Source organism: Streptomyces sp. GbtcB7 (assembly GCF_019091445.1).
In the GTDB taxonomy this organism is placed as follows: domain Bacteria; phylum Actinomycetota; class Actinomycetes; order Streptomycetales; family Streptomycetaceae; genus Streptomyces; species Streptomyces mirabilis.
Genome location: NZ_JAGXJM010000001.1, coordinates 291,352 through 314,225 on the forward strand (window position 1 = coordinate 291,352; position 22,874 = coordinate 314,225).

At 72.1% G+C, this 22,874-nt stretch carries 19 protein-coding genes and 1 pseudogene; 9 read left to right on the forward strand and 11 right to left on the reverse strand.

The features are described 5' to 3' along the window. Window positions 1-5 precede the first annotated feature (5 nt). Complete coding sequence (locus tag KVT44_RS01275) at window positions 6-1,247, forward strand: MAB_1171c family putative transporter (protein WP_217565754.1); 1,242 nt, start codon at window positions 6-8, stop codon at window positions 1,245-1,247. On the opposite strand, the pseudogene KVT44_RS01280 reads toward KVT44_RS01275, so the two are convergent. Continuing rightward, window positions 1,232-2,086 (reverse strand): annotated as a pseudogene (locus KVT44_RS01280) (PP2C family serine/threonine-protein phosphatase); the annotation flags it as partial. The gene KVT44_RS01275 and the pseudogene KVT44_RS01280 sit on opposite strands and share 16 nt — an antisense overlap. Window positions 2,087-2,376: 290 nt before the next feature. Here KVT44_RS01280 and KVT44_RS01285 point away from each other — a divergent pair. Next, window positions 2,377-3,294, forward strand: a complete 918-nt coding sequence (locus KVT44_RS01285; protein ID WP_217565755.1) for a RimK family alpha-L-glutamate ligase — start codon at window positions 2,377-2,379, stop codon at window positions 3,292-3,294. On the opposite strand, the gene KVT44_RS01290 is transcribed toward KVT44_RS01285, so the two are convergent. The 10 genes from KVT44_RS01290 to KVT44_RS01335 all read right to left on the reverse strand — a co-directional run bounded on the left by KVT44_RS01290 (window position 3,275) and on the right by KVT44_RS01335 (window position 15,930). Then, window positions 3,275-3,880 carry a hypothetical protein gene (locus tag KVT44_RS01290; protein ID WP_217565756.1) on the reverse strand — a complete coding sequence of 202 codons (606 nt, stop codon included), beginning with the start codon at window positions 3,878-3,880 and terminating at the stop codon, window positions 3,275-3,277. The two genes, KVT44_RS01285 and KVT44_RS01290, sit on opposite strands and share 20 nt — an antisense overlap. Continuing rightward, on the reverse strand, window positions 3,849-4,673 hold the full coding sequence (locus KVT44_RS01295; RefSeq protein WP_217565757.1) for an FkbM family methyltransferase: 825 nt from the start codon (window positions 4,671-4,673) through the stop codon (window positions 3,849-3,851). The genes KVT44_RS01290 and KVT44_RS01295 overlap by 32 nt, the downstream gene beginning before the upstream one ends. A 17-nt stretch (window positions 4,674-4,690) precedes the next feature. Further along, window positions 4,691-4,954 (reverse strand): Trm112 family protein, encoded by a 264-nt coding sequence (locus tag KVT44_RS01300; RefSeq protein ID WP_217565758.1) that lies wholly within the window; start codon window positions 4,952-4,954, stop codon window positions 4,691-4,693. Beyond that, complete coding sequence (locus KVT44_RS01305; protein WP_075026885.1) at window positions 4,951-5,856, reverse strand: hypothetical protein; 906 nt, start codon at window positions 5,854-5,856, stop codon at window positions 4,951-4,953. The genes KVT44_RS01300 and KVT44_RS01305 overlap by 4 nt, the downstream gene beginning before the upstream one ends. 15 nt (window positions 5,857-5,871) lie before the next feature. Further along, window positions 5,872-6,648 carry a bifunctional 2-polyprenyl-6-hydroxyphenol methylase/3-demethylubiquinol 3-O-methyltransferase UbiG gene (locus KVT44_RS01310; protein WP_099922820.1) on the reverse strand — a complete coding sequence of 259 codons (777 nt, stop codon included), beginning with the start codon at window positions 6,646-6,648 and terminating at the stop codon, window positions 5,872-5,874. Further along, the gene (locus tag KVT44_RS01315) at window positions 6,645-8,069 is read right to left on the reverse strand and encodes a condensation protein (RefSeq protein ID WP_217565759.1); all 1,425 of its coding nucleotides are present in this window, start codon (window positions 8,067-8,069) and stop codon (window positions 6,645-6,647) included. Before KVT44_RS01315 ends, KVT44_RS01310 begins: the two co-directional genes overlap by 4 nt. Then, on the reverse strand, window positions 8,066-12,592 hold the full coding sequence (locus tag KVT44_RS01320) for an alpha-(1->3)-arabinofuranosyltransferase (protein ID WP_217565951.1): 4,527 nt from the start codon (window positions 12,590-12,592) through the stop codon (window positions 8,066-8,068). Before KVT44_RS01320 ends, KVT44_RS01315 begins: the two co-directional genes overlap by 4 nt. Continuing rightward, window positions 12,589-13,263 carry a class I SAM-dependent methyltransferase gene (locus KVT44_RS01325; protein ID WP_075026884.1) on the reverse strand — a complete coding sequence of 225 codons (675 nt, stop codon included), beginning with the start codon at window positions 13,261-13,263 and terminating at the stop codon, window positions 12,589-12,591. The genes KVT44_RS01320 and KVT44_RS01325 overlap by 4 nt, the downstream gene beginning before the upstream one ends. Window positions 13,264-13,571: 308 nt before the next feature. Further along, window positions 13,572-14,723: a glycosyltransferase family 4 protein gene (locus tag KVT44_RS01330; RefSeq protein ID WP_099922823.1), complete on the reverse strand. Its 1,152-nt coding sequence runs from the start codon at window positions 14,721-14,723 to the stop codon at window positions 13,572-13,574. Window positions 14,724-14,952: 229 nt separating this feature from the next. Beyond that, complete coding sequence (locus tag KVT44_RS01335; RefSeq protein WP_217565760.1) at window positions 14,953-15,930, reverse strand: DUF3068 domain-containing protein; 978 nt, start codon at window positions 15,928-15,930, stop codon at window positions 14,953-14,955. Between the two features lie 286 nt (window positions 15,931-16,216). On the opposite strand from KVT44_RS01335, the gene KVT44_RS01340 reads away from it, so the two are divergent. From KVT44_RS01340 to KVT44_RS01370, 7 genes are all read left to right on the forward strand, one after another. Then, window positions 16,217-16,369 (forward strand): hypothetical protein, encoded by a 153-nt coding sequence (locus tag KVT44_RS01340; RefSeq protein ID WP_167552120.1) that lies wholly within the window; start codon window positions 16,217-16,219, stop codon window positions 16,367-16,369. 2 nt (window positions 16,370-16,371) lie between these two features. Next, window positions 16,372-17,649 (forward strand): helix-turn-helix domain-containing protein, encoded by a 1,278-nt coding sequence (locus KVT44_RS01345; RefSeq protein WP_217565761.1) that lies wholly within the window; start codon window positions 16,372-16,374, stop codon window positions 17,647-17,649. 161 nt (window positions 17,650-17,810) lie between these two features. Next, window positions 17,811-18,587 carry an IclR family transcriptional regulator gene (locus tag KVT44_RS01350; RefSeq protein ID WP_075026703.1) on the forward strand — a complete coding sequence of 259 codons (777 nt, stop codon included), beginning with the start codon at window positions 17,811-17,813 and terminating at the stop codon, window positions 18,585-18,587. After that, on the forward strand, window positions 18,584-19,477 hold the full coding sequence (locus KVT44_RS01355; RefSeq protein WP_217565762.1) for an SMP-30/gluconolactonase/LRE family protein: 894 nt from the start codon (window positions 18,584-18,586) through the stop codon (window positions 19,475-19,477). The genes KVT44_RS01350 and KVT44_RS01355 overlap by 4 nt, the downstream gene beginning before the upstream one ends. Window positions 19,478-19,679: 202 nt before the next feature. Further along, complete coding sequence (locus tag KVT44_RS01360; protein ID WP_099922827.1) at window positions 19,680-21,068, forward strand: extracellular solute-binding protein; 1,389 nt, start codon at window positions 19,680-19,682, stop codon at window positions 21,066-21,068. Then, window positions 21,065-22,015 (forward strand): carbohydrate ABC transporter permease, encoded by a 951-nt coding sequence (locus KVT44_RS01365; RefSeq protein ID WP_075026701.1) that lies wholly within the window; start codon window positions 21,065-21,067, stop codon window positions 22,013-22,015. The genes KVT44_RS01360 and KVT44_RS01365 overlap by 4 nt, the downstream gene beginning before the upstream one ends. Next, entirely contained in the window at window positions 22,012-22,869 is an 858-nt protein-coding gene (locus KVT44_RS01370; RefSeq protein WP_054233582.1) for a carbohydrate ABC transporter permease, read from the forward strand. The genes KVT44_RS01365 and KVT44_RS01370 overlap by 4 nt, the downstream gene beginning before the upstream one ends. Window positions 22,870-22,874: the final 5 nt, after the last annotated feature.

Below are 22,874 nucleotides of genomic sequence, written 5' to 3' on the forward strand. Positions count from 1 at the left end.
CGGCGATGAATCCTTCCCGCTTCTTCGCCGGGCTCTACATCTCCTTCTGGATCCCGACGGCGGTCCTCACCGCCGCGCTGGCGATCAAACTGCCCAGCATCGTCAAGCTGTGGAAGGACCCGCTGCTGCGTGCCGTCGGCGGCCTGCTCGTGCTCGCCTGCGGCGTCTTCGTCTTCGCGGCACCGGCGACCATCACCTGGACCAACCGCGTCACCGGCGTACCGAACATCGCGGCCCCCCTGGTCTACAGCCTCATCACCGCGTTCTGCGGCGCCTGCCTGCTCCTGATCACCGCATGGCGCAACGGCATCTCCGACCGCTCCGGCGTCACCCGCCGCGCCACCCGCTGGGTGGTCACCGTCTACGCGAGCGTGATCGTCGCACTGTGGGTGCTGTTCGCGCTCGCCGACGTCCCCGTCGAGCGGATACGGGACCTCGACACGTACTACGCCAACACCCCCTTCATGCGCGAAGAGATCGTGCTCTACCTGCTCGCGCACACCGTGGCCGCCCTGATCACGTCCAAGCTGATCTGGAACTGGATCCGCGCCGGCGGACTCGACGTCTGGCTGCGCGGCGGTCTGAAGTTCCTCGGCGTCGGCTATGTGATGAACCTGCTCTACGACGGTTCCAAGTTCTGCGCCGTCGTCGCCCGCTGGACCGGACACGACCTCGACTGGCTGAGCACCGGGCTCGCCCCGCCGGTCGCCTGCCTCTCCGCCATCCTCATCGCGGTCGGCTTCATCCTTCCGCACACCGGCCAGTATCTGCATCGCCGCGTTCGCACCCGGCTCGGCCACTGGCACCTGCGCCCCCTGTACCGCCTGATGGGGACCGTCACCGGCGGCGGACGCGTCCCCTTCAGACTCCGTGCCACCCCCGAACTGCGCCTGACACGCCGCGAGACGTTCATCCGGGACGCGCTGCTGCACCTGTCCCGCTTCATCGACGAGGACCTCCGGCGGAAGGCGTACGACGCCGCCCTCGGCCTCGGCTTCGGGGCCGGCCGGGCGGGGGCCCTCGCCCACGCCGTGACCATCCAGGACGCCATCGAGACCAGGAAGCGCACCCGCCAGGACGACACCGCCGTGCCCCTCAACACCCCGGACACGGAGAACCTGCTGGCGGAGATCGACGCAGTGTCCCGGGCCCTGCGCCACCCCGCCGACATCAGGGCGGTACGCGAGGCCGCGGCCACCTCGGGGGAGAGCGTGCCGGGCCCCACCCTGAGTCAGCCGAGCCGTTGACCCCTGTCGGCCTCCGCCACCTCCACCACCTCCGCCACCACACAGCTCACGTTGTCGGGCCCGCCGCCGTCGATCGCGGCTTCGACGAGGGACCGTACCGCCGCGTCGGGAGCCGGGGCCGAGCCCAATAGCCGCCGGAGCTCCTCGTCCGCCACGACGGTGGAGAGCCCGTCCGAGCAGAGCAGGTAGCGATCCCCGGGCAGGGCGTCGCACAACCGCAGATCGGGTACGACGGAGTCGGCGCCGCCGGTGAGTGCCTTCAGGAGCAGGGCACGTTGGGGATGGACGACGGCCTCCTCCGGCGTGAGCCGGCCCTCGTCGATCATCGACTGGACCATGGTGTGGTCGTGCGTGATCCGGAACAGCTCGCCGTCGCGCAGCAGATAGGCGCGGGAGTCGCCGATGTGGACCAGCCCGAGCTGGGATCCGGTCCACACCATGGCGGTGAGGGTGGTGCCGTCGTCCTTGCCCGGTGCGGCGTCCCGGACGGCCCGGGCGGCCTCCTGCACCGCGTCCTCCAGCAGGTTGAGGACGCTCCCGCCCGGAAGGGGTTCGCCGTCCAGGGACTTCAGGGCCTCCACGGCCGCCGTACTGGCGGGCGCGCCGCCCGTGCCGAAGCCGTCGGCCACGGCGAGGACGCGGGCGCCCGCGTGGGCCGTGTCCTGATTGGCCGGTCGGACCAGACCGGAGTCGGAGAGTGCGGAGTAGCGGAGTTCGAGCATGGTGGTGTCCTTCCTCGACGTGTACGAGAGGTGATCCACGAGAAACGCCACGAGCTCCCGCCGACCGACGGTCTCGGCCTCGACGTCGGTCGAGTGCGCCTGCAGCTCCCGCCTGGCCGGATCCGGGGACGGGGCCGTGCGCCTTCGCGAGCGCCCCGGTCGTCGGCCTCTGCGCGCCCGAGATCAATCGCAAGCTGGGGTTGGTTCGCCCCCGCCGCCCCTACCCTTCCCGTCCCTGGGGGCTTCGCCCCCAGACCCCCGCTCGCCCGAAGGGCTCGTCCTCAAACGCCGGACGGGCTGGGTTGCTCCGCCGTCGACCCCGTGGCTTCACCGAAGGTGAAGGTCAAATGGGTTGCCGGAGTTCCCTCCCCGGTTGTTAGCCTCCCCGGGGATCAGCTGTTACCAGGATGGAGTCCGTCGTGGCCCGCACCGCCGCCGCCCGCGCACGTATCGCGCTCGCCACCTACCGGCCCGAGGAGGGCGCGGAGAGTCTGGACCGGGATCTGCCGGTGCTGAGGGCGGCGCTGGAGGGCGCCGGGGCGGAGGCCGTCGTCGGGTACTGGGACGATCCGGACGTCGACTGGGCGGCCTTCGACCTCGTGGTGATCCGGTCCACCTGGGACTACAGCTGGCGGGTGGCGGAGTTCGTGGCGTGGGCCGAGCGGTGCGGGAAGCTGACGCGGCTCGCGAACCCGGCGGCGGTGGTGCGGTGGAACACCGACAAGCGGTACATCGGCGATCTCGCGGAGGCGGGGGTGCCCACCGTGCCGACCCGGTACCTCCCGCCGGGTGCGCCCGCGGAGTTCCCCGACGACCGCGAGTACGTCGTGAAGCCCACCTCCGGCGCGGGTGCGCGGCTCGCCGCCCGGTACCGGCCCGAGGAGCGGGAGACGGCCCTGCGACAGCTGGAGCGGATGCACGACCGGGGGCTGACCGCCATGGTCCAGCCGTATCTGACCAGCATCGACACGGCCGGTGAACGCGCCCTCCAGTTCTACGGCGGCCGCTTCCTGCACGCCAGCCGCAAGGGCGCCGTCCTCGAACCCGGCACGGCCTACGACGCGGACAAGGTCGCGCACCCCCGCCTGGAGCCCTGGCAGCCGACCCCGGCCGAACTCGCCGTCGCTGAGCGCGCGTTGACGGCCGTGCCGCGGAGGACGGACGGTTCGGAGCTGCTCTACGCCCGTGTCGACCTCGTCGACGGCGACGACGGGAACCCGTGTGTCATGGAGCTGGAGCTCGTCGAGCCGAACCTGTTTCTGTGGCTGCACCCGGAGTCGGTGCCCGTGGTCGCGGAGGCCGTCGTCAAGGCCGCTCTCCGCTGACGGCGACGCGCTGCAGCAACCCCCACGTGAACTCCGCCGCGCACTCCCGCGGCACTCCGGACGCGTCCGGGGCCGTGAACGCCAGGCCCCAGCGGGTCGGGGCCGTGCCCTCCAGGGGGCGGGCGGGGGCGAAGGCGCGGCCGACCTCGTCGACCGTGCAGGACCAGGGGCGGAGGTCGTCCAGGCTGCGGGGTTCGGGACCTGTGTGCCCCGGGGCGCGGACCAGCCACTCGTTCCAGGCGACGCCGTTCGGGGCGACGAGGACCTCGAAGCGGAGGTCGGGCCAGAGGGGGACGGGCCAGAGCAGGGCCTCGCAGGACAGGTCGCCGATCTGTCGAGGGGTGACGGACTCGGGGGCGCCGAGGATCGAGCGGTAGCGGGAGGTCGCCGCCCGCGAGCGCGGGGCGTGCAGCATCGCCTGCCAGCGGCGGTTCGCCTCGCGCATGTCGGCGATGGAGACGCCCAGCTCGTGGCGGGCGTCCTCGACGAGGTCGGGGTTGTGGTCGGCCATGCGGCGCAGCAGGACCAGTTGGAAGTCGAGCGGGGTGAAGGGGCTAGCGGGTCGCTTGGCGGGCATGGGGTCCATGGTCGCGCATCGGGAGGGAGCCCGGTCGGCGGCCGTCCGGGAGGAACAGGACCGAGTTGACGTAACGGGGGCCGCGCGGGGGCAGGACGCGGCGCAGCAGGCCCTGGGCGGCCACGTGGGAGGTGCGTGCCTGGTGGGCCTCCAGGGGGAAGGACGCCAGGGGCAGCCAGGTGGTCGCGGGCAGGACCCAGCCCGTGTAGCCGCGCTCGGTGAGGTGGTCGACCACCGGGGCGATCGGCTGGATTCGGGACTCCAGTTCGATGAAGAGGGCCGGGCGGTCGCGGGTCAGGAGGGCCTTCGCGCCGCGCAGGACCGCGAGTTCGTTGCCGTCCACGTCGATCTTGACGAAGTCGACGTCGTGGAGGCCCAGGCTGTCGAGGGTCACGCACGGGACCTCGACCGCGTGGGCGTGGATGTCCCGGCGGATCAACGACGACACGCCCCGGTCGCCCGCGTCGTCCGGCGGGAACCAGAGCCGCGCGGTGCCCGGACGGTCGGAGGCGGCGGCGCGGATCACGCGGACGTTGGAGGGGGCGGTGGCGGAGAGGAGTCCGGCCAGGTGGGGGACCGGTTCGACGGTCACCACGCGCTGGGCCAGGCCTGAAAGGCGGTGGGTCCAGGGGCCGTACCAGCCGCCCACGTCCACCGCCGTGCCGCAGCCCGGCGGGCAGAGGTCCGCGAGGCGGCCCAGTTCGGGTTCGAAGCGCGGGTAGACCAGCCGGGCGCTCGCCGCGACGAGGCGGGTGGGGAGGTGGGGAGCGAGCCGGGCGGCCCAGGTCCTCGTCGTCCTCATTGTCCTCGTCGTCCTCGTCACGGGACCATCCGCTTGAGGAGTTCCTCGTGCTCGTCGTCCGTGACCTGCTCGCCGGAGGACGGCAGCAGCTGCGGGATGCCGTCGACGATCGGGTAGCGGCGGCGCAGGCGCGGGTTGTACAGCGCCTCCCCGGCGCTCGGCTCCGCCCCGGAGTCCGGCGCCGCCTCGTCGCTCAGGGCCTCGTCCGAGGTGAGCAGGTGCAGTGGGCCCTTGTCCAGCGGGCAGGCCAGGATCTTCAACAGCGGGTCGTCGGGGTTCATGGTGGCGTCAGCTCCTTGGCCACGATGGGGGGTTGGGGTGCCGCGTCGTGCTTGGGCATGACCAGCAGCACGGACACCGCGAGGGCGGTGCCCGCCAGGCGCAGCGTCAGCCGCACCGGGTCGTGCGGCAGCGCCTCGCCGAACGCGAGCGTGCCGAGCACCGCCGTGAACAGGCTGGTCACCGTCGTACAGACCGGCACGATCAGCGAGGCCCGACAGCGCTGCAGCGCCGCCTGGGACATGACCAGGCCGAACGCGCCGGTGAAGAGCAGGAGATAGGGGTACGGGGAGCGGAGCACGTCGACCACCGCCCCCGCCAGGTCACTCGTCGTCAGATAGCTCGACACGCCCTTGATGGCCAGCGAGCTCACCCCGTACAGCAGGCCCACCGCCACGCCGTACTCGACGCCCGTCGTCGGCATCCGGTGCCGGTGCCGCGCACGGCGCTCGGCGGCCCCGTACAGCCACAGGCCCGCCGCCAGCGAGGGCAGACAGACGGTCAGGATCAGCGGCGCGGGGGCACTGCGGCTGACCCGGTCCGAGCCCTCGCGCAGGGAGAGGACCACCATCAGCAGGGCCAGCAGGATCGCGCCGAGCGCGTACCGCTCGCGGCCCGACGTCTCCTCGCCGAGCAGCCGGGCGGAGAGCAGCACCAGCAGCACGAGCCCGGAGACGAAGATGCCCTGGGCGGCGGCGATCGGCAGGGTGCGGTAGACGGCGAGCTGGGCGCCGAAACCGGAGGCCAGCGCCAGTGAACCGCCGATCCACAGCGGGCTGCCGAGCACCAGCCGCAGCAGCCGGGCGGGGCGGCGGATGTCGACCTCGGGCAGTGCGGCGAGCGCGCGCTTCTCCAGGACGAATCCGGTGCTGTACAGGACGTTCGCCAGCAGGGCCGCGGCCACTCCCCACCACATGGGCTACGTCCTTCGGGCGTGCAGGAGCAGGATGGAGGAGAGGGCGGGCGCCGCGCAGGCCAGTCGGTCCAGGGGGCGCAGCGGACGCGGTACGCCGTGGAAGGGCGCCCCGCTCAGCCGTACGACCTCGAAGCCCGCCGCGGTCACGAACTCCCGCAGCGCGCGGGCCGTGTAGAGCCGCAGATGGCCCACGACCTCCCGCCCCGGGCGGCCGTGGATCGCACGCAGGCTCACCTCCGAGAAGACGGGCTGGACACCGGCGAGCAGCAGGGCGCGGTTGTACCAGGCGGCGAGGTTCGGGGTGGAGAGCATCAGGTGGCCGCCGGGGCGCAGGACCCTGCGGATCTCGTCCAGGGCACCGTCCGGGTCCACGAGGTGCTCGATCACCTCGCTGAACAGGACGGCGTCGGCCGAGGCGTCGGCGAACGGCAGCCCGCCGTCGGTGAGTTCGCCGCGGATCGCGTACGGCAGCCGGGCGTGGGCGCGTCTGAGGGCGTCCTGCGACCAGTCGACGCCGACGAGACGGTGTCCGGCGAGCAGGGGTGCGGCGGTCGCGGCGGCGGTGCCGTCGCCGCAGCCGATGTCCAGCACGGTCCGCGCGCCGGCTGTGGCGGGGCCGAGCGCGGCGGCGAGTATCCGGGCCTGGCGGAGGCTGCGGGGGGTGCCGGAGGCGACGGGGACGCTCGGATCCTCGTAGAAGTCGCGAAGTCCCCGGCGAGCGGGGGCCGTTGCCGAGACAGCGGAAGGGGTGGGGGTAGGGGTCGAGGTCGTGGGCGTCATCGGCTGCCGTCCTCCTCCGTCGCGTGCAGATAGTGCTCGAAGAGGTCGCGGAGGTGGGCGCCGTCGCCGTGGCTGAGCAGGGTGCGCGACCAGCGCAGGGCGACGTGCAGACGGCCCGCGGTGGACGCCGTGGTGACGGTCAGGCCGCGGGGCGTCCGGGCGGGCGCCGAGAACCACACCGCGTGCGCGCGGCCCGCCTCCGCGCCGAAGTCCAGCGCGTACGGGATGCGGCCGATGTTGCTCAGCAGTGTGGTCGACGTCCAGGGCCCGGCCGCGCGGCGCAGGCCCCGGGTGAGGGCGGCGCGCCAGGCGACCGGGACCACGGGGGCGGTCAGGAGGGCGGCGCCGTGGCCGAGTTGGGGCCGGGGCAGCGACTTGAGCGCGCGGGTGCGTTCCGCCGTACGGCGCAACAGCTCGCCCATCCGCCCGGCGTCCAACTCCTCTACCGTGAAGGGGACTTCGACGAGTCGTGTCCCGTTGCCGATGGGCATGTCCGTGCCGCGGGGGCGGTCGTCGACCGGCATCGTGATGCGCAGGGGGCGCGGGCGGGCGCCGTGTTCCCTGTTCCAGTGCGTGATCATCAGGGCGGTGGCCGCCATGAGTTGGTCGTTCACGGTGTACGGGGAGCCCTTGGGGCGGTGCGGGACGCCGAGTTCGGTGACGAGGAGGCCGTTTCCGGGCGAGGGCTCCGGGGTGCCGCGGGCCACGCGGGCGGGCGGGGTCCAGGTGGACGGGGTGTCGACCTGGACGGCCTTCGCCTCGGCCTCGGGCGGTCGTACGGGGGGTGCGGTCGGGGAGTTGTCCTTGCCTCCGTACAGCTCCGCGGCGGTGGCGAGGACGCGGAGGCAGGCGGGGCCGTCGAGGGCGGTGTGGTTGACGGTGAGGAAGAGGACGGTGCCCTTGGGGCGGGGGCCGGTACGGGTACGTGGCGCGGTGTGGGTACGTGGCGCGGCGCTTCGGCGCGGCGCCGTGCCCACCGCGTCCGTCGCCTCGCTGCCGACCGGCGGGCCCGCGCCGTCGACCACCTCCAGGCGGATGGGCGGCGAGGCGGTCAGCGGCGGGGCGGTCAGCAGGGCGCGGGTCCGTGCGTGCTGGAGGGCGCCTGGGCCCGGTGGCGGGAAGGAGACGACCTCCACGTCCGGATCGGGGGTGAGTTCCCACTCGTAGCGGCGGCGGTACCAGGGGCCCGCGGCCTCGCGCATCAGGATGCGGGGGTGACGGCGCAGGGCCTCGGTGAACGCCGTGGTGAGGCGGGCGGGGTCCAGTCGGCCGGGGAGGTGGACCTCGATGTGGACGGTCTCGGGTTCCTCCTCCTGGAGACAGTGCCGGGAGACCTCGTCCACGACGGGGAACGGCACGCGGGCGGGGGGCCGGGACGGTCCGTCGGTACCGTCCCGTGCCGGGTGCTCCAGCGCGGTCATCGGGGTTCGCCCCTTCCCGTGTCGTCGTCCGCCGGGTTCCCCGCCTTGCGGAAGGCGATCCGTGCGGTGGGCGGATCGGCCTCGCCCGCGCCTGCCTCGCCCGCACCCGTGTCACCCGCACCCGTGTCACCCGCGCCCGCCTCGCGCGGGGCGGAACCCGGGCCGCGTGCGGAGATGGTCGGGCTGGAGGCACGGTCGGGCCCGGGGGCCGGGGCGGGGGACTCGGCTCCGGTCGGCTCGGACGGCCCGGGTTCGCCGCCCGGTGCCTCCCCGACCGATCTGGCCCCCGTACCCGGTGCGGCCCCGGGGCCGCCGTTCTTGCCGCGGCGGCGTCGGGGGAGTGGTGCCGTCGGGGCCTGGGAGTCCGGGACCGGGACCGGGCCGGACGCCCGGGGTGCCGGCCGGGTCCCGGGCTCCTGGACGCTCACCAGGCCCGCGAACAACCCGATCAACGCCAGCAACTGCGCCGCGGGCCCGAACGCGCCCTCGCTCGCGCCCGGTGGCGACCCGGCGCCCGTGGCGGCGGCGATCCCCGCCCCGGTGAGCGCGAGGAACGCGATCGGTACGAGGAGCGCGTGCCGTTTCCGGGCGAGCAGCGCCAGCGCGGGGACCAGCAGCGCGAACGGTCCCGCGATGACCACGCCCACCAGGGTGAGCGCCACCGTGCCGAGCCAGAGCCCGGCGTCCGGCGCTATCGGCTGCGGCTCGTCGGGGTTGGCCTCGCGACGACGCCACAGCACGAGCCCCGCGAGAGCCGCCACGCCGACCCCGCCGCCGATCAGCCCGGCCTCGTACGTCGTCGAGGGCTCGTACGACAACTTGACCGTGCCGCCCGCGCCGGCCGGGATCCGCCAGCCCTGCTGCCAGCCGTCGAGCCGTACGGGCGTCAGTTTCTTGCCGCCCAGCGTGGCCTGCCAGCCGTCGTTGTAGTTCTCGTACGTCGTGAGGTACGAGGCGGCGCCGGAGCCGACCTTCACCTCGCGGCGGTCGCCCAGCCAGTCCACGATGCGCAGGGAGCGCCCGGCACCGGCGACGGCCTCGACGGTCCCGCGGGTGAGGGTGACGTCCGTGACCGCGAGGGGCCCGGCGTCGCCCGCCTCGACCCGGTGCGAGCCGGATCCGAGGTCCAACGCGGTGTTCGAGGAGCCCTCTTGGCACAACGTCAGCTGGACCGGCCGCCGTTCGGTGAGATCCCCCACCGTGCCCTTCGCGCTCGTCGCGTACAGCTTCCCGTCGACCGCGAGCGTCGGTCCTTTCCCGCAGGGCAGCGAGAACTCCTGTGTCTCCACGGGCTGCGTGGTGCGGTACTCGGCGAGGGCCGGGAGGTACACCTCCGTCAGCCCGACCGGCAGTTGCAGGTCGGCGCCCGCGACGGGGTTGTGGAGCGTCAGGGGCGCGGTCTCGGTGACGGTGATGTCGAGGTGGTTCGTGGTGATCGGGTCGAAGCGGGCCCAGCCGTTCTCGTCGACGTCGGCCACCGTGTCCCCGTCCGGGGAGCGGATCTCGATCTTCGTCGGACGGGTGGAGAGGCCTCCGGCCGCGGCCAGGACCATGGACGAGACGGGCTTCTTGTCGGGCCAGCTCAGATGGATCGTCGGCCTGTCCCCGGCGATCCAGGCCGTGGTCAGGTTGCCGTCCGTGAGATTGCGCGCGTCGAGGCCGGGGCCGAGGTCCGTCGTGGAGTCGGCCGTCGCGACGATGCGGTTCGGCTGTTGGGGCGAGACGTCGTACAGCAGCTTGTCGAGTGCGTCGCCGGTGATCGCGACGGCGCTCGCCCGCACCTCGTACGATCCCGCCGTCGAGGTGGAGAAGGTGCGGTGCAGGCCCGCCTCCGTGCCCGTGGGGGTGAGGCCGGTGGGGTCGGTGGTGCGGTGCAGGGAGACGATCTCGGCGGCGGCGTCCGAGCCGGCGGCGTCGGTCGGCAGCTTCAGCAGGCGGGTGACCTGGACGTCCGGGAGGGCGATCTCGGAGAAGCCCGCGCCGGTCAGGCCGGCGCGCTGCGCGGTGGAGCCGACGATCGTCAGCTTCACCCAACTCGTCGATCCGGCGGGCGCCTTGACGGACTGGGTCATGCCGTTGGGTTCGAGATAGCTGGTGGCGGAGCCCTTCTCTGTCTCCACCCGGACCCGGGTCGCCGCGGACCGCATGCCGTCCTGCGGCAGCGGGGTGACCTTGAAGGACTTCGGCATGTCCAGGGACCCCTCGAAGCGGATCCGCAGCCACTGTCCGTTCGCGGAACCGGACGCGCCCTCCGCCCACGCGGTGTCGGGGTTCCCGTCGAAGGCGTTCACGGGGTCGTACTGGGGAAGGTAGAACAGCCAGTTGCCGGTGGAGGAGGCGGTCACCGAGCGGGCGCCGCGCAGCTCGGCCACCGTCTGGTGCTGGATGCCCTTGGTCGGCAGGATCTGGTGCGGTTTCTTGCCGGCGTCCTGGGCGCTGTCGCTGTCGTTGCGCTGGTCGGGCGTGTACGTGTACGAGGTGTTGGAGTTGACCAGGCCGAAGCGGGTGTCGGCGCGCCGTAGCCCGTCGCCGACCACCTGGACCGCGGCGGTGCCGAGGCCGGGATGGTTGTCGCCGGTCAGGACGGCGGGGCGGCCGCGCATCGAGGGGTCGGCGGCCAGCGGCAGCAGCGCCTCGGGGCCGCCGGAGACGACGGCGGTGTCCGCGATGGCGCTCAGCCCGGCCTGCCCGGGGCGCGGTGCGCCGTTGCTCGCCGGTTCGTAGATCTCGACGGCGCGCTCGCGCGGGTAGAGGCCCTCGACCTGGAGCGGGGCGTGGTGGGCGATCCGGCCGCCGGTCACGACCGGTCCGAAGCCGGTGACCCGCTCGTAGCCCGACTGTTCCAGGGTCCGCTTCACGGTCTGGGTCGGGACGTATCCGACCTGGTCCGGGTCGAGGTCGTTGCGGACGACGACGTAGTAGAGCCCGGCGCGGCTCAGGTAGTCCCCGAGGCCGGGGACGTCACTGCCGGTCATGAGCGCCTGCTCGACGGCGTCCATGGCGCGCCGGTTGCCGGGGGTGCCGAAGGGGACGTAGTCCCGCTCGGCCCAGCGGGAGTCGGCGAGCACGTCGAGGGGCTCGTCGATGGGGGAGCCCCAGGTGTAGAGGCCGTGCGCGGTGGCGGGGACGACGAGGGCACGGGAGTCGGGGGAGTACTTCTTCAGCCAGTCGGCGGTGGACTGCCAGTACTTGGGGAGCTGCTGGAAGGAACCCGGGTTGAGGATCGACCCGTTGAGGTACGGCCAGGCGAGGCCGGGCAGGATCAGCAGGGCCGCGACGAGGGGTGCGTAGCGGCGGCCGCGTACGGGACGGGCTCCGCGTGGCTCGGCGGCGACCCCGACGAGATGCGCGAGGCCGAACACCAGCGCCAGGGCGAGGCCCGTCTGGAACTTGTAGATGTTGCGGAAGGGGACCAGCCAGCCGTTCAGCCAGTCCTGGACGACGCCGTGGAAGGGCGCGCCGAACGCACCGCCGTACCCCGCGAGGGTGAGGAGCGCGACCGACAGCACGGTCAGGACCAGCCAGCGGCGCTCGGGCATGTCACGCCGGGCGAGCCCGGCGAGACCCAGCCCCGCCGCGAGCGCCGAGCAGACGATCACGATCACCGAGGCGGCGACGGTCCAGCCGGCCGGCAGCCACGCCTCGCCGAAGTGGAGGTACGCGACCCAGTTCCCGGCGCCGCGCAGGGACTCCGTGGCCGACATGGTGGCGGTCGTGGTCCCCGAGGTCTCCACGTACGGGAGGAAGTTCTCGCCGTAGATGCCGAGCATCAGCAGCGGGATCACCCACCAGGCCGTCGCCAGGATCACGCCCGGTAGCCACCAGGTGATCAGTCTGCGCTGTCGGGGTCCACGTGGACGGGACAGCAGATACAGCCCGACGGGGAGCAGCGAGGCGAGGGTCGCCGCCGCGTTCACACCGCCCATGAAGGGGACGACGAGCGCCGAGCGGAGGGCGGCGACGCGGGCGCTGTAGCGCTCGTCGGTGAGGGGGAGCAGGACCCAGGGGAGGAGGGCGCCGGGGAGCGCGGCGGCGGAGGTCGAGCCGACGACGATCGTGAAGACCGGCCAGAGCGCGTACGCGACGGCGGCGAGTAGCCGGGAGGAACCGTTCCCGATCCGCAGTCGTTCGGCCAGCCGCAGGGCGCCCCAGAAGGCGACGGACACGACGATCGACAGCCACAGCCGTTCCGCCAGCCACACCGGGAGGTGGATCAGCTTGCACAGGCCGTAGAACGGCAGCATCGGCCAGACGTAACCCACGTACTGGTCCTGGATGCCGCCGAAGCCGCCCCGGTCGTGCCACAACTGGCCCAGGTCGGACAGGAACTGCCATGGGTCGAGCGCGACGCCGAGCTTGGTGTCGAACGTCATGCGTCCGGGGTGCACGGCCAGGAACAGCACGAACACCACGGCCCAGAACCCCAGCAGCCAGCGCCTGGACCGTGGCCCGTGCGGGGGGCCGGACGTGGTCGAGACGGGGCGGACGGCCGCCGGGGGAGGAGCCTGGACCGTGGTCGTCATGGTGGACACCGCCGGAGGATGAGGAGGAGGTTCCAGGTGGCGAACTCCCGCAGCCCCGGCGCCCTGGTGACGGCGGAGGCGAGGATGGGCCAGTAGCGGGAGCGCGCCGAGACGACCGTGACGTCGTCGCGGGCGCGCACCTGCCGCAGGGTGGGGCCGATGTGCACGGCGAACAGGTTCTCGCCGAGGGTGTGCTTGGCGGGCTTTCCGGTACGGCGGTGGTAGCGGGCCCGCGCCCGCTCCGCGCCGAGGTAGTGCCAGGGCGCCCACTCGTGACCGCCCCAGGGGGAGAGCCAGTTGGTGAACGAGACGTAGATCAGCCCGTCGGGCCGGGTGACGCGGACCAGTTCGCTCAGGAACGTCTGCGGATCGGCCACGTGCTCGAGGACGTTGGAGGAGAAGGTGACGTCGGCGACCCCGTCCGCGAGCGGCAGCAGATACCCGTCCGCGACGACCGCCGAGCCGTCGGGCTTCGCCCCCAACTCCCTTACGTCCGGCTCGAAGAGATACGCCTGTGCCCCGCGCCGCCGGAACTCCGCGGTGAAGTACCCGCCGCCGCCCCCGACGTCCACGACGGTGCGTCCCTCGACGCCGCCGTACGCCTCGACCTGGTCGGCGGCGTCACGGGCCAGCAACGAGTAGCAGCCCTCGGGGTCGTCCTGCTCCCGCATGAAGGCCCGAAACAGTGCGAACGAACGCCGGAAGGAGGGGTCCTTCCAGACGGGCGCGCCTCCGGCGGGGGTGGGGAGCGAGGGGGCGGGGCTGTGCGGGGCGGCCGGGTCGCCAAGGGCACGGGAGCGGTCCGGGGCCGGGGCGGTGCCCCCGGCGGGCCGCACCGCCCCGTCGGCCGTGGCCCTTCCGCCGACGGGTGGGCCCTTCACGGCACTGGGCGTGCTCGCGGCGTCGGTGTCGGGCGTGTCCGGGGGGCGGCCGGTGGCGGGGGCTCGGCGGGGTATTTCGGGGTCGCCGTCCATGGGCGTCACCTCCGCCAGGAGGTGGCCGCCTCCGTGGCCACCGCCCTGAACTGGCGCACCGTGTTGTTCCAGCGGTACTGGGCCGCGCGGTCGCGGGCGGACTTGCCCATGAGGGTGCGGCGGTGGGTGGACAGGGCGAGGGTGCACCAGGCCGCCGCGAAGGAGGACTCACCGCGCGCCAGCACACCCGTCTCGCCGTCGACCACGGAGTCGCGCAGACCGGGCACGTCGAAGGCGATCGCGGGGGTCTCGCGCGCCGCCGCCTCCGTGACCACCAGGCCCCAGCCCTCCACGGCGGAGGGATGCAGCAGCAGCCACGCGGCGCACAGCAGCCGGTGCTTCTCGGCCTCCGAGACACGCCCGGCGAACTCCACGCCGGGGCCTGCCAGTTGGTGGAGCCTCTCCCGCTCGGGACCGTCGCCGACGATCACCAGCCGGCCGCCGGTGACCGGACGGACCCGTTCCCACAGCCGCAGCAGCAGATCGATCCGCTTGTACTCGACCAGCCGTCCCATCGCCACGAACAGCGGCTCCGGCGAGCGCTCGGCGCGTGGGCCCGGCTCCTCGACCCCGTTGTGCACGACCCGGATGCGCTCCCGCTGCACCCCGATCGCGCGCAGCGCGTGGGCCGTCGACGGCGAGACGGCGACCAGCAGATTGCCGCGCTGTGCGCCCGCCAGTGCCCAGTGTTCGAGTCTTCGGCCGATCCGGGCGGCGGGCGCCAGCGGACCGCCGAACCGCATCCGCCACAGGTCCGTGTGGACGTGGTTGACCAGGCACAGGGTGGGGCCGTGGTGCCAGAGCGGCGCCAGGTAGGGCATGCCGTTGCAGACCTCGACCAGCAGGTCGCAGCCGCCGACCTGACGGTGGAAGGCGGAGCGGGCGCGCAGGAAGTGGCCCAGGTCGCCGCCCGCCGAGACGACCCGGTAGTCGTGGTAGGCGGCGGGCCCGCCGCACACCAGGGTGACCTGGTGGCCGAGCGAGGTCAGTCCCTCGGCGAGCCGGTCGACGAGGATCTCGGATCCGCCCGCGGACCGGTTTCCCAGGTCCCGGTGGGCGAGGAAGACGATGCGGCGCGGCGGTGGGGGAAGCGCCGGGAGGGACTGCGCGTCGCGCGGGACCGCGGCGCGCAGCGGGGAGGGCACGTGCTGGGGCATGGGTGCTCCAACTCGTCTCAGGGTGCGGAACTCAGCGTGGGGGGTAGGGCGTAGGGCGGGTCGGTCTCTTCGAGGGTGAATCCGCCGATCTGTGGGGGATGCGGGTTCCGGCTGTCACGGGAGTGTGGGCGGGCTGTGCTCGGGTGGGGGTGGATAGTTTTCGCCCGGCGCTGGGAAGCTGCTACTCACCGAGGTGACAAATTCCGGGCTTTGTGGAGCTGACAGGCCATCACATCGTGAGTGGTGAAGGGGAGTTAACGGGCGAACCGGGACCCCGTCGCCCTCGTACCACCAAAGCGCCCCCCACAGCGGCGAGGACGAACCCGAGCACACCGGCACCTATCGGCAACGTCTGCCCCAGCAGGCGCAGTTGACCGCTCTCCTTCTTCGCCTGCTTCACCTGGTCCTTCTGGGTGGCGGTGGTGAAGGCCAGCTTGTCGGCGTCCAGGAGCAGCGTCGAGTCGTACGTGGAACCCGGGGCGCGCAGCGTCCTGCGCGGACCGACCTGGGCGTAGAGCACCCGGCCGGTGCGCTGGTCGACGACCAGTTCGATGCCGTGGTTGGAGTACCACTCCTCGGCCAGCACCTGGGGGCGGCCGGGCTGGTCGACGATGCTGCCGGGCACCAGCCGGGTGCCGATCTTCGTCGGGGGGACCGTGCCGGTGAAGCGGTAACCCGTGTAGCCCTGGATCTTCTTGGTGCCCCGGTAGGCCAGCGTGATGGGTGCGCCGAGGGAGTTGTCCCACCAGCGGTACGCGTGTTTCTGCACGTCGAAGGGGAACTTGAGGTAGGCGTCGCCCTCGAAGCGCGGGTTCTCCTGGCAGCAGTGCACCGGCTGGTTGGTCTTCCGGTCGGTGACCCAGCGGTTCGGGAAGAACTCCAGCGCGTCGTACGGGTCGGCCGCGGGCAGCGACTTGTCCGTGTCGACCGTCGTCGTCACGTCCCAGACGGCGCGCCCGCTGTGCTCACTGTCGGCGACATCGCCTCTGACCTGCTGGGTGATGGTGATCCGCTTGTCGAACAGGGTCTGGATCTGCGCGGTGTCGAAATAGGCGCCCGTGCCGGTGTAGACGGCGGTCGTGTCGATGTCGACGGGGTTCACGGCGGCCCGCGGTTCCACGTACCACGCGAGCATCGGGGCCAGTACGAGCAGAAACGTGCCGAGGCCGAGCAGGACCAGTGCGAAGGGTGAGGGTTTCCGGCGCATCCGGGCACTCCAGGGGCGTGAGGAGGCTCGACACACGGGTCACCACTGCTGATCACGGCCGGTCACGGGTGATGCGGGTGATACGGGTGGAACACGGTGATACGGGTGCGTCGACACCAGGAGGGAAAGTGCACGTGCGGTATGGGCCGGGAACCGTACGGGCACCCTTGACGGAGTGTCAATGCATTGTCGAGACTGAGGACTTGCCGGACGGGACCGGCGAAACGGGCTGCGCGGATCACGGGAACGGGTGGGGACGACCTCCGACAGAGAGGCTCACCCTGCGATGTCCAGACTGTTGGCCGCCGTACTCACCGTCGCTGCCGCCGCCGCGCTCGCCGTGGGTGCCGCACTCGGCATCGTCGCGCTGCTCGACGCGACCCCCGATCAGCCGAACACCCCCCTGATCACGTACGAACATGCCGACCAGGAGCACTGACCGTGCCGCGGGGCGCGCCGGAGGCGGACCGGAAGGCGCAGGCCGGCCACGGGACCGTCGCCACACGCTCGGCCTGGCATGACGTCCCCCGTGCCCAGGTGCGGCAGTTCGCGGCGATCGCCCTCGCCGAGGCGCCGGATCTCGCCGAGGAGATCCTCCGGGAGATCCGCCACGAGTACCCGAACCTGCCCCTCGTCCTCGACGACTCCGGCGAGCCGATGGCCCTCGTCGGCATCCGCCGGGCCATCGAGGTCTTCGTGCAGCACCTGGAGACGGCGGAGGGCAGACCCCGCGTCCACCCCGAGGTGTTCCAGGAGTTCGGCCGCGGCGAGGGACTGCACGGCCGCAGCCTCGACTCACTGCAGGCGATCTACCGGCTGGGCGTCCGCCTCGCCTGGCGCCGGTTCGCGGAGATCGGGCAGCGGGTCGAGATCCCGCCACCGGCGATGTACGAGCTCGTCGACGCGGGATACGAGTACCTGGACGGTCTGGTGGACCAGTCCGTACGGGGTTACGCCGAGGCCGCGGCCCGGCAGGCGGGGGAGCGCCTCCGCCTCCAGCGGCGTCTGATGGAGCTGCTGCTCGCCGAGCACCACCATCGGGGCGACCCCGCCGAGGCCCTCGTCGAGCGGGCCGCGCGGATCGGCTGGCCACTGCCGGACAAGGTCGCCGTCGGGGTGCTGCTGCGGCCGGCGCGGGAGGCCGTGGCGCCCGCCGTCGGGCAGGGGGTGCTGCTCGACATGGAGTACGAGCAGCCGCGGATGGTGGTGCCCGAGCCGGATGCCGCCGGGCGGCCGGAGCTGCTGCACCGGGCGCTGGCCGGGTGGTCCGGGGCGATCGGGCCGCCGGTGCCGCTGGCCGACGCGGCGAAGTCGCTGCGCTGGGCCGATGCGGCGGTACGGCTGATGGAGCGGCGGCTGCTGCCCGCCGGGGAGGTGCTGCACTGCACCGAGCACACCGAGGCCCTGGTGCTCCTCCAGCCCGAGGAACTGATCGACGACCTCGCCCTGCGCTGCCTGGCGCCGCTCGCGCACTGCGGGCCGACGCACGGGCGGCGTCTCGCGGAGACGTTGCTGGCATGGCTGGAGACGCGCGGAGGCGCGCCGGAGGTGGCCGCGCGGCTTGGTGTCCACCCCCAGACCGTCCGCTACCGCCTCCGCCAGATCAGAGAGCTGTGGGGTGACGAGATCGACGATCCGGACCGTCGGTTCGAGCTGGAGCTGGTACTCCGCGCGCAGCGTCTCCGCGGCGAGCTGGGTGATCCCCACCCCCGCCGCTGACCTCCCGCCGCGCGCGGCCGGCTCTGCCTGTGCGTCAGTGCACTGTCACCCCCTGCACCTCACCGTTACCCACCCATTGCCCGTGCAAGAGCACTATGAGTAGCCTGTGTTCGTCATGCCGATCGGCTGTTGAAATTTCGAACATAGGGAGGGGGCCGGTTGTGGGACGCCTCGTACCTGCCGTGACCCGAGCTCTCGACATACTCGAGCTCTTCCTCGACGGGGACGGGACGCTCTCCGCCCCCGACATCGTGCGCAAGCTCCAGCTTCCCCGGACGACGGTGCACGAGCTGGTCACCACGCTCGCCGCCCGCTCGTACATCGTGCAGGTTCCCGGCCAGCCGGGACGCTACCGCCTCGGGGTGCGCCCGTACCAGCTCGGGAGCCGGTACGCCGAGCAGCTGGACCTCGCCGCCGAGGGCCAGCAGGTCGCCCGGTCCGTCGCCGAGACCTGCGACGAGACCGTCCACGTGGCGATCCTGGAGGGCACGGACGTCATCTACATCGCGAAGGTCGACTCCACGCACGCCGTGCGCATGGTGTCCGCGGCGGGCCGGCGCCTGCCCGCCCACTGCACCTCCGTCGGCAAGATGCTGCTCGCCTCGCTCCCCGACGTCGAGCTGACCTCCCGTATCCCGGACAACGCGGACCTGGTCGCGATGACGCCGAACAGCATCACCGAGCCGGGCGCCCTGCGCGAGGCCCTCGCCGAGATCCGCCGCCGCGGCGTCGCCGTGGAGAGCCGCGAGTCGAACCCGGACGTCAGCTGCGTCGCCGCCCCGGTGCGCGACCGCACGGGCCAGGTCGTCGCCGCGCTCTCCATCTCCGTACCGATGATCCGCTGGAGCGACGAGCGCCGCGTGGAGCTGGAGCAGCTCGCCGCGAAGGGCGCCGTCGAGCTGTCCGAGCGGCTCGGCCACCGGAGCGTGGTGGGATGACCGGGGCGAGCGGGACGGCCGGGACGACCGGCACCACGGGCAGCACGGCCTTCGACGTCGCGATCCGCGCCGAGGCGGCCCTCGGTGAGGGCCCGACCTGGGATCCGGACGCGCAGCGGCTCATCTGGGTGGACATCCTCGGTTCCCGGGTCCATACGTACGACCCCGTCTCCGGGCGCCGCACGGTCATGGTCACCGAGCAGCACGTGGGCGCCGCCAAGCCCCGCGCGGGCGGCGGCCTGGTCGTCAATCTCCGGGACGGCGTGGCGACGTACGGCGGCGCCGAGGGCTTCCGGTGGCTGCACCGCGACCCCGTTCCCGGCCGCCGCGCGAACGACGCCGCGGTCGCCTCGGACGGCTCGCTGCTCTTCGGCACCATGCGCTACGACGAGGCCCCGGGCGGTGGCACCCTGTCCCGGATCACCGCCGACGGCACGGTCACCCCGCTCCTCGACGACGTCGCCGTCAGCAACGGAACGGGCTGGAGCCCGGACGGCCGGCTGATGTACTACGTCGACTCCCCGACCCGCCGCGTCGACGTCTTCGACGTGGGTGACGGCCGACTGCCTCTCAACCGGCGTCCGTTGGCCGTGATCGAAGAAGGCGCGGGCTGGCCCGACGGGCTCACCGTCGACGCCGAGGGCTGTGTGTGGGTGGCCCTCTGGGACGGTGGAGCGGTCCGCCGCTACACACCCGACGGCGAGCTCGACCGGGTCGTGGAACTTCCCGTTCCGCGCCCCACCGCCTGCGCCTTCGGCGGCGCGGACCTGACCGACCTGTACATCACCACGGCGCGTACGGGCCTGGAGGCGCCGCATCCGCTCTCCGGCTCGGTGCTCGTCGTCCCCGGCGCGGGGAAGGGCCTGCCGCAGCCGCCGTTCGCCGGCTGACGGCCCCCTTCAGGATCAAACCCGGGTCCCCCTCGTAGGTCCCCGTCCGGTCGTCGACCACCGGACGGGGACCTTCGATTTTTGTGCAAACCATTGACGAGAAAGCGCTTCCTATCTACGGTCCCGTTCGAAGTTACGAGCGATCACCGAAATTTCGAACAGTGAATCTCGAACAGCGAATCTCGAACAGTGAGGGCAGGGCATGGGACGACCTGACCTGAACGACGGGTATCCGAACCGTGGAAACCTGAACCGCAGGAACGTTTTGGCCGCGCTGGGCGGCCTGACCGTCGCCGGCAGTCTCGGCTTCGCCGCGCTCGGCACCGGCGCGGACGCGCTCGCCTCCAGCGCGCGCACCCGGGTCCGTTACTGGAACCTCTTCCAGGGCGGCGACGGCACCAACCAGGTCGCGATGGTGGACGCCTTCCGCAAGGAACATCCGGACATCGCGGTCAAGGACTCCACCCTGACCTGGGGCGGCCCCTACTACACCAAGCTCGCCATGGCCGCGGCCGGCAACCGCGCACCGGACCTCGCCGTCATGCACCAGGGCCGCGTCCCCGGGTTCGCGCCCGGCCGCCTCCTGGACCCCTGGGACCTCGGCCTTCTGGCCAAGTACGGCGTGCGGGAGGCCGACTTCAACCCCGTGCTGTGGAAGCGCGGCATCGTCGGCGGCAAGCTCTACGCCCTGCCCCTCGACATCCACGTCCAGCTCTGCTTCTACCGCAAGGACGTCTGCAAGAAGGCCGGGCTGCTCGACGCCGACGGCCGGCTGCCGGCCGCGGGCTCCCCCGACGAGTGGTTCGGCATCCTCAAGGCGGCCAAGAAGCAGCTGAAGAACGGGCAGCAGACCCTCGGCCTGCACGCCAACGACCAGAACTTCGCCTGGTGGTTCTTCGTCGCCTTCTACCAGCAGCTCGGCGGCGGCTACTTCAACGACGACCAGACCGACGTCACCTTCGACACCGACAAGGCCACCGAGGTCCTGGAGTTCTTCCGCAAGCACGTGACCGACGGCTACGTCACCGTCGGCGAGGCCGACGGCGAGGCCTTCCTCGCCGGGTCACCGTTCACCTGGGAGGGCAACTGGTCGGTGCCGTACTTCAACGGCGAGAAGCTCGACTTCGGCGCCCAGCCGCTGCCCCCGGTGTTCGGGAGACCGGCCACCCACGCCGAGTCGCACTCCTTCATCCTGCCCCACCAGTCCGGCCGCGGCGGCGCCGCCGACGAGGGCGCCTACCAGCTCGCCGCCTACATGGTCACCCACGCCACCACCTGGGCCATCGGCGGCCATGTCCCCGCCTATCTGCCCACCTTCGAGGACCCCGCCTACCTCAAGCTCAGCCCGCAGAGCGAGTACTCCAGGCCCGCCATGGAGCACCCGGCCACCGAACCGCACATCTGGTTCGCCGGCTCCACCGGCGTCCTCGCGCAGCGCGTCGGCCCGGTCGTCGCCTCCTCCAACCTCGGCTCCGCGAAGCCGGCCGCGGCGGCCCGCCGTATGAAGTCCGTCCTGGAGCAACTGCTCGCCATGAAGAACCCCATGGACGGCAGGACGGCCGCCCAGGAGCTGAAGGGAGCAGGCGCATGAGCAGCGCCACGAGCACGGTCGCCGCCACCACCCTGCGCCCCCGCGCGACCACCGCAGCCGACTCCGCCCGCGTGCGCTGGGGCCGTCGCTTCCAGCACGGCGGCTGGTTCGTCGCCCCGTTCTTCGTCCTGTACGGGCTCTTCGTGCTGCTGCCGGTCGTCCGCGGCCTCTACCTCAGTTTCACCGACGCCAACATCTCCGGCGACCACACCAATTTCGTCGGCCTCGACAACTACCGCGAGGCCCTCAAGGACGACCTGGTGTGGAACTCGCTGTGGCACAGCGTCCAGTTCACCCTGTACGTCGTCCCGTGCATCGTCGTCGTGGCCCTGCTGATGGCGCTGATCGCCCACCACACCGTGCACTTCAAGTGGCTGTGGCGGCTGTGCTTCTTCGCGCCGTTCCTGCTGCCCTCGGCCGTCATCGGCAACCTGTGGTGGTGGCTGTTCCAGCCCACCAACGGCATGGTCAACCACGTCCTCGGCCTCACCACCCCCTGGCTCACCCAGAAGTCCACGGCCCTGCTCGCCGTCGTCGTCGCGACCCTGTGGTGGACGGTCGGATTCTCCTTCCTGCTCTTCCTCGCCGCCCTCCAGAACATCCCCCAACACCTCTACGAGGCGGCGGAGTTGGACGGCGCGAACGCCTTCCAACGCATGCTCCACATCACCGTGCCCAACCTGCGCAACATCACCGGCCTCGTCATCGCGCTGCAGATCCTGGCCTCGCTCCAGGTCTTCGACCAGGCAGTGGTCATGTACCAGTTCGGCCCGGGGCCGGAGGAATCGACCCGCACCTTCGTCCAGTACACCCTCGAACAGGGCTTCACCAGCTACCGCGTGGGCTACGCCTCCGCGATCTCCTTCGTCCTGTTCCTCATCATCGCGGCCGTCGCTCTCGGGCGGATGTGGCTGCTCCGCAGCCGAGAGGAGGGCATCTCCCGATGACCACGCCGTCTCCCACCCTCCGCAAACCCCGCAGTACCTGGACGCCCGCGCAGATCGCCCTGACGGTCGTCGCCCTCGCCCTGTCCGTGATCTGGATGGCGCCGCTGGCGTGGGCCCTGTCCACGTCCCTCAAGACCCCGGCCGAATCGGTGGCCTCGCCGCACTGGATCCCCAAGGACTTCACCCTCGACTCCTGGCGGAAGGTCTTCGAGGCCGGCAACATCCCCAACTGGTTCGTCAACTCGCTGGTCGTGTCGGTCTGCGTCACCTTCATCGTGCTGCTGGTCGCCTCCCTCGCCGGATACGGCTTCGCCCGCACCGAGTTCCGCGGCAAGTCCGTCCTGATGGCCGTGACGATGGCGGGCCTGATGTTCTCCCCGGCGATCCTCGGCGTCCCGCTCTTCACCACCGTGCAGTCGCTCGGCATGGTCGACACCTACTGGGGCATGATCCTGCCGCAGTGCGCCCCCGCCGCGATGGTCTACATCCTCTACAAGTTCTTCCAGTCGCTGCCCCGCGAACTGGAGGAAGCCGCGTTCATCGACGGCGCGGGCCGCTGGCGGATCTTCTTCACCCTCGTCCTGCCGCTCTCGAAGCCCTCGCTGTCGGCCGTCGGGATCTTCACCTTCATCGCCTCGTGGAACAACTTCCTGTGGCCCTACATGGTGACCAACAACCCCGACCTGATGACCATGCCGAACGGCATCGCCACCGTGCAGAACGCCTTCGGCATCGTCTGGCCGCAGCTCATGGCGGGCGGCCTGATCGCGGGACTCCCGCTGATCGTCGTGTTCGTCTTCTTCCAGAGCCAGATCGTGCGGGGTGTGGCCCACACGGGTCTGGCCGGTCAGTAACAGGC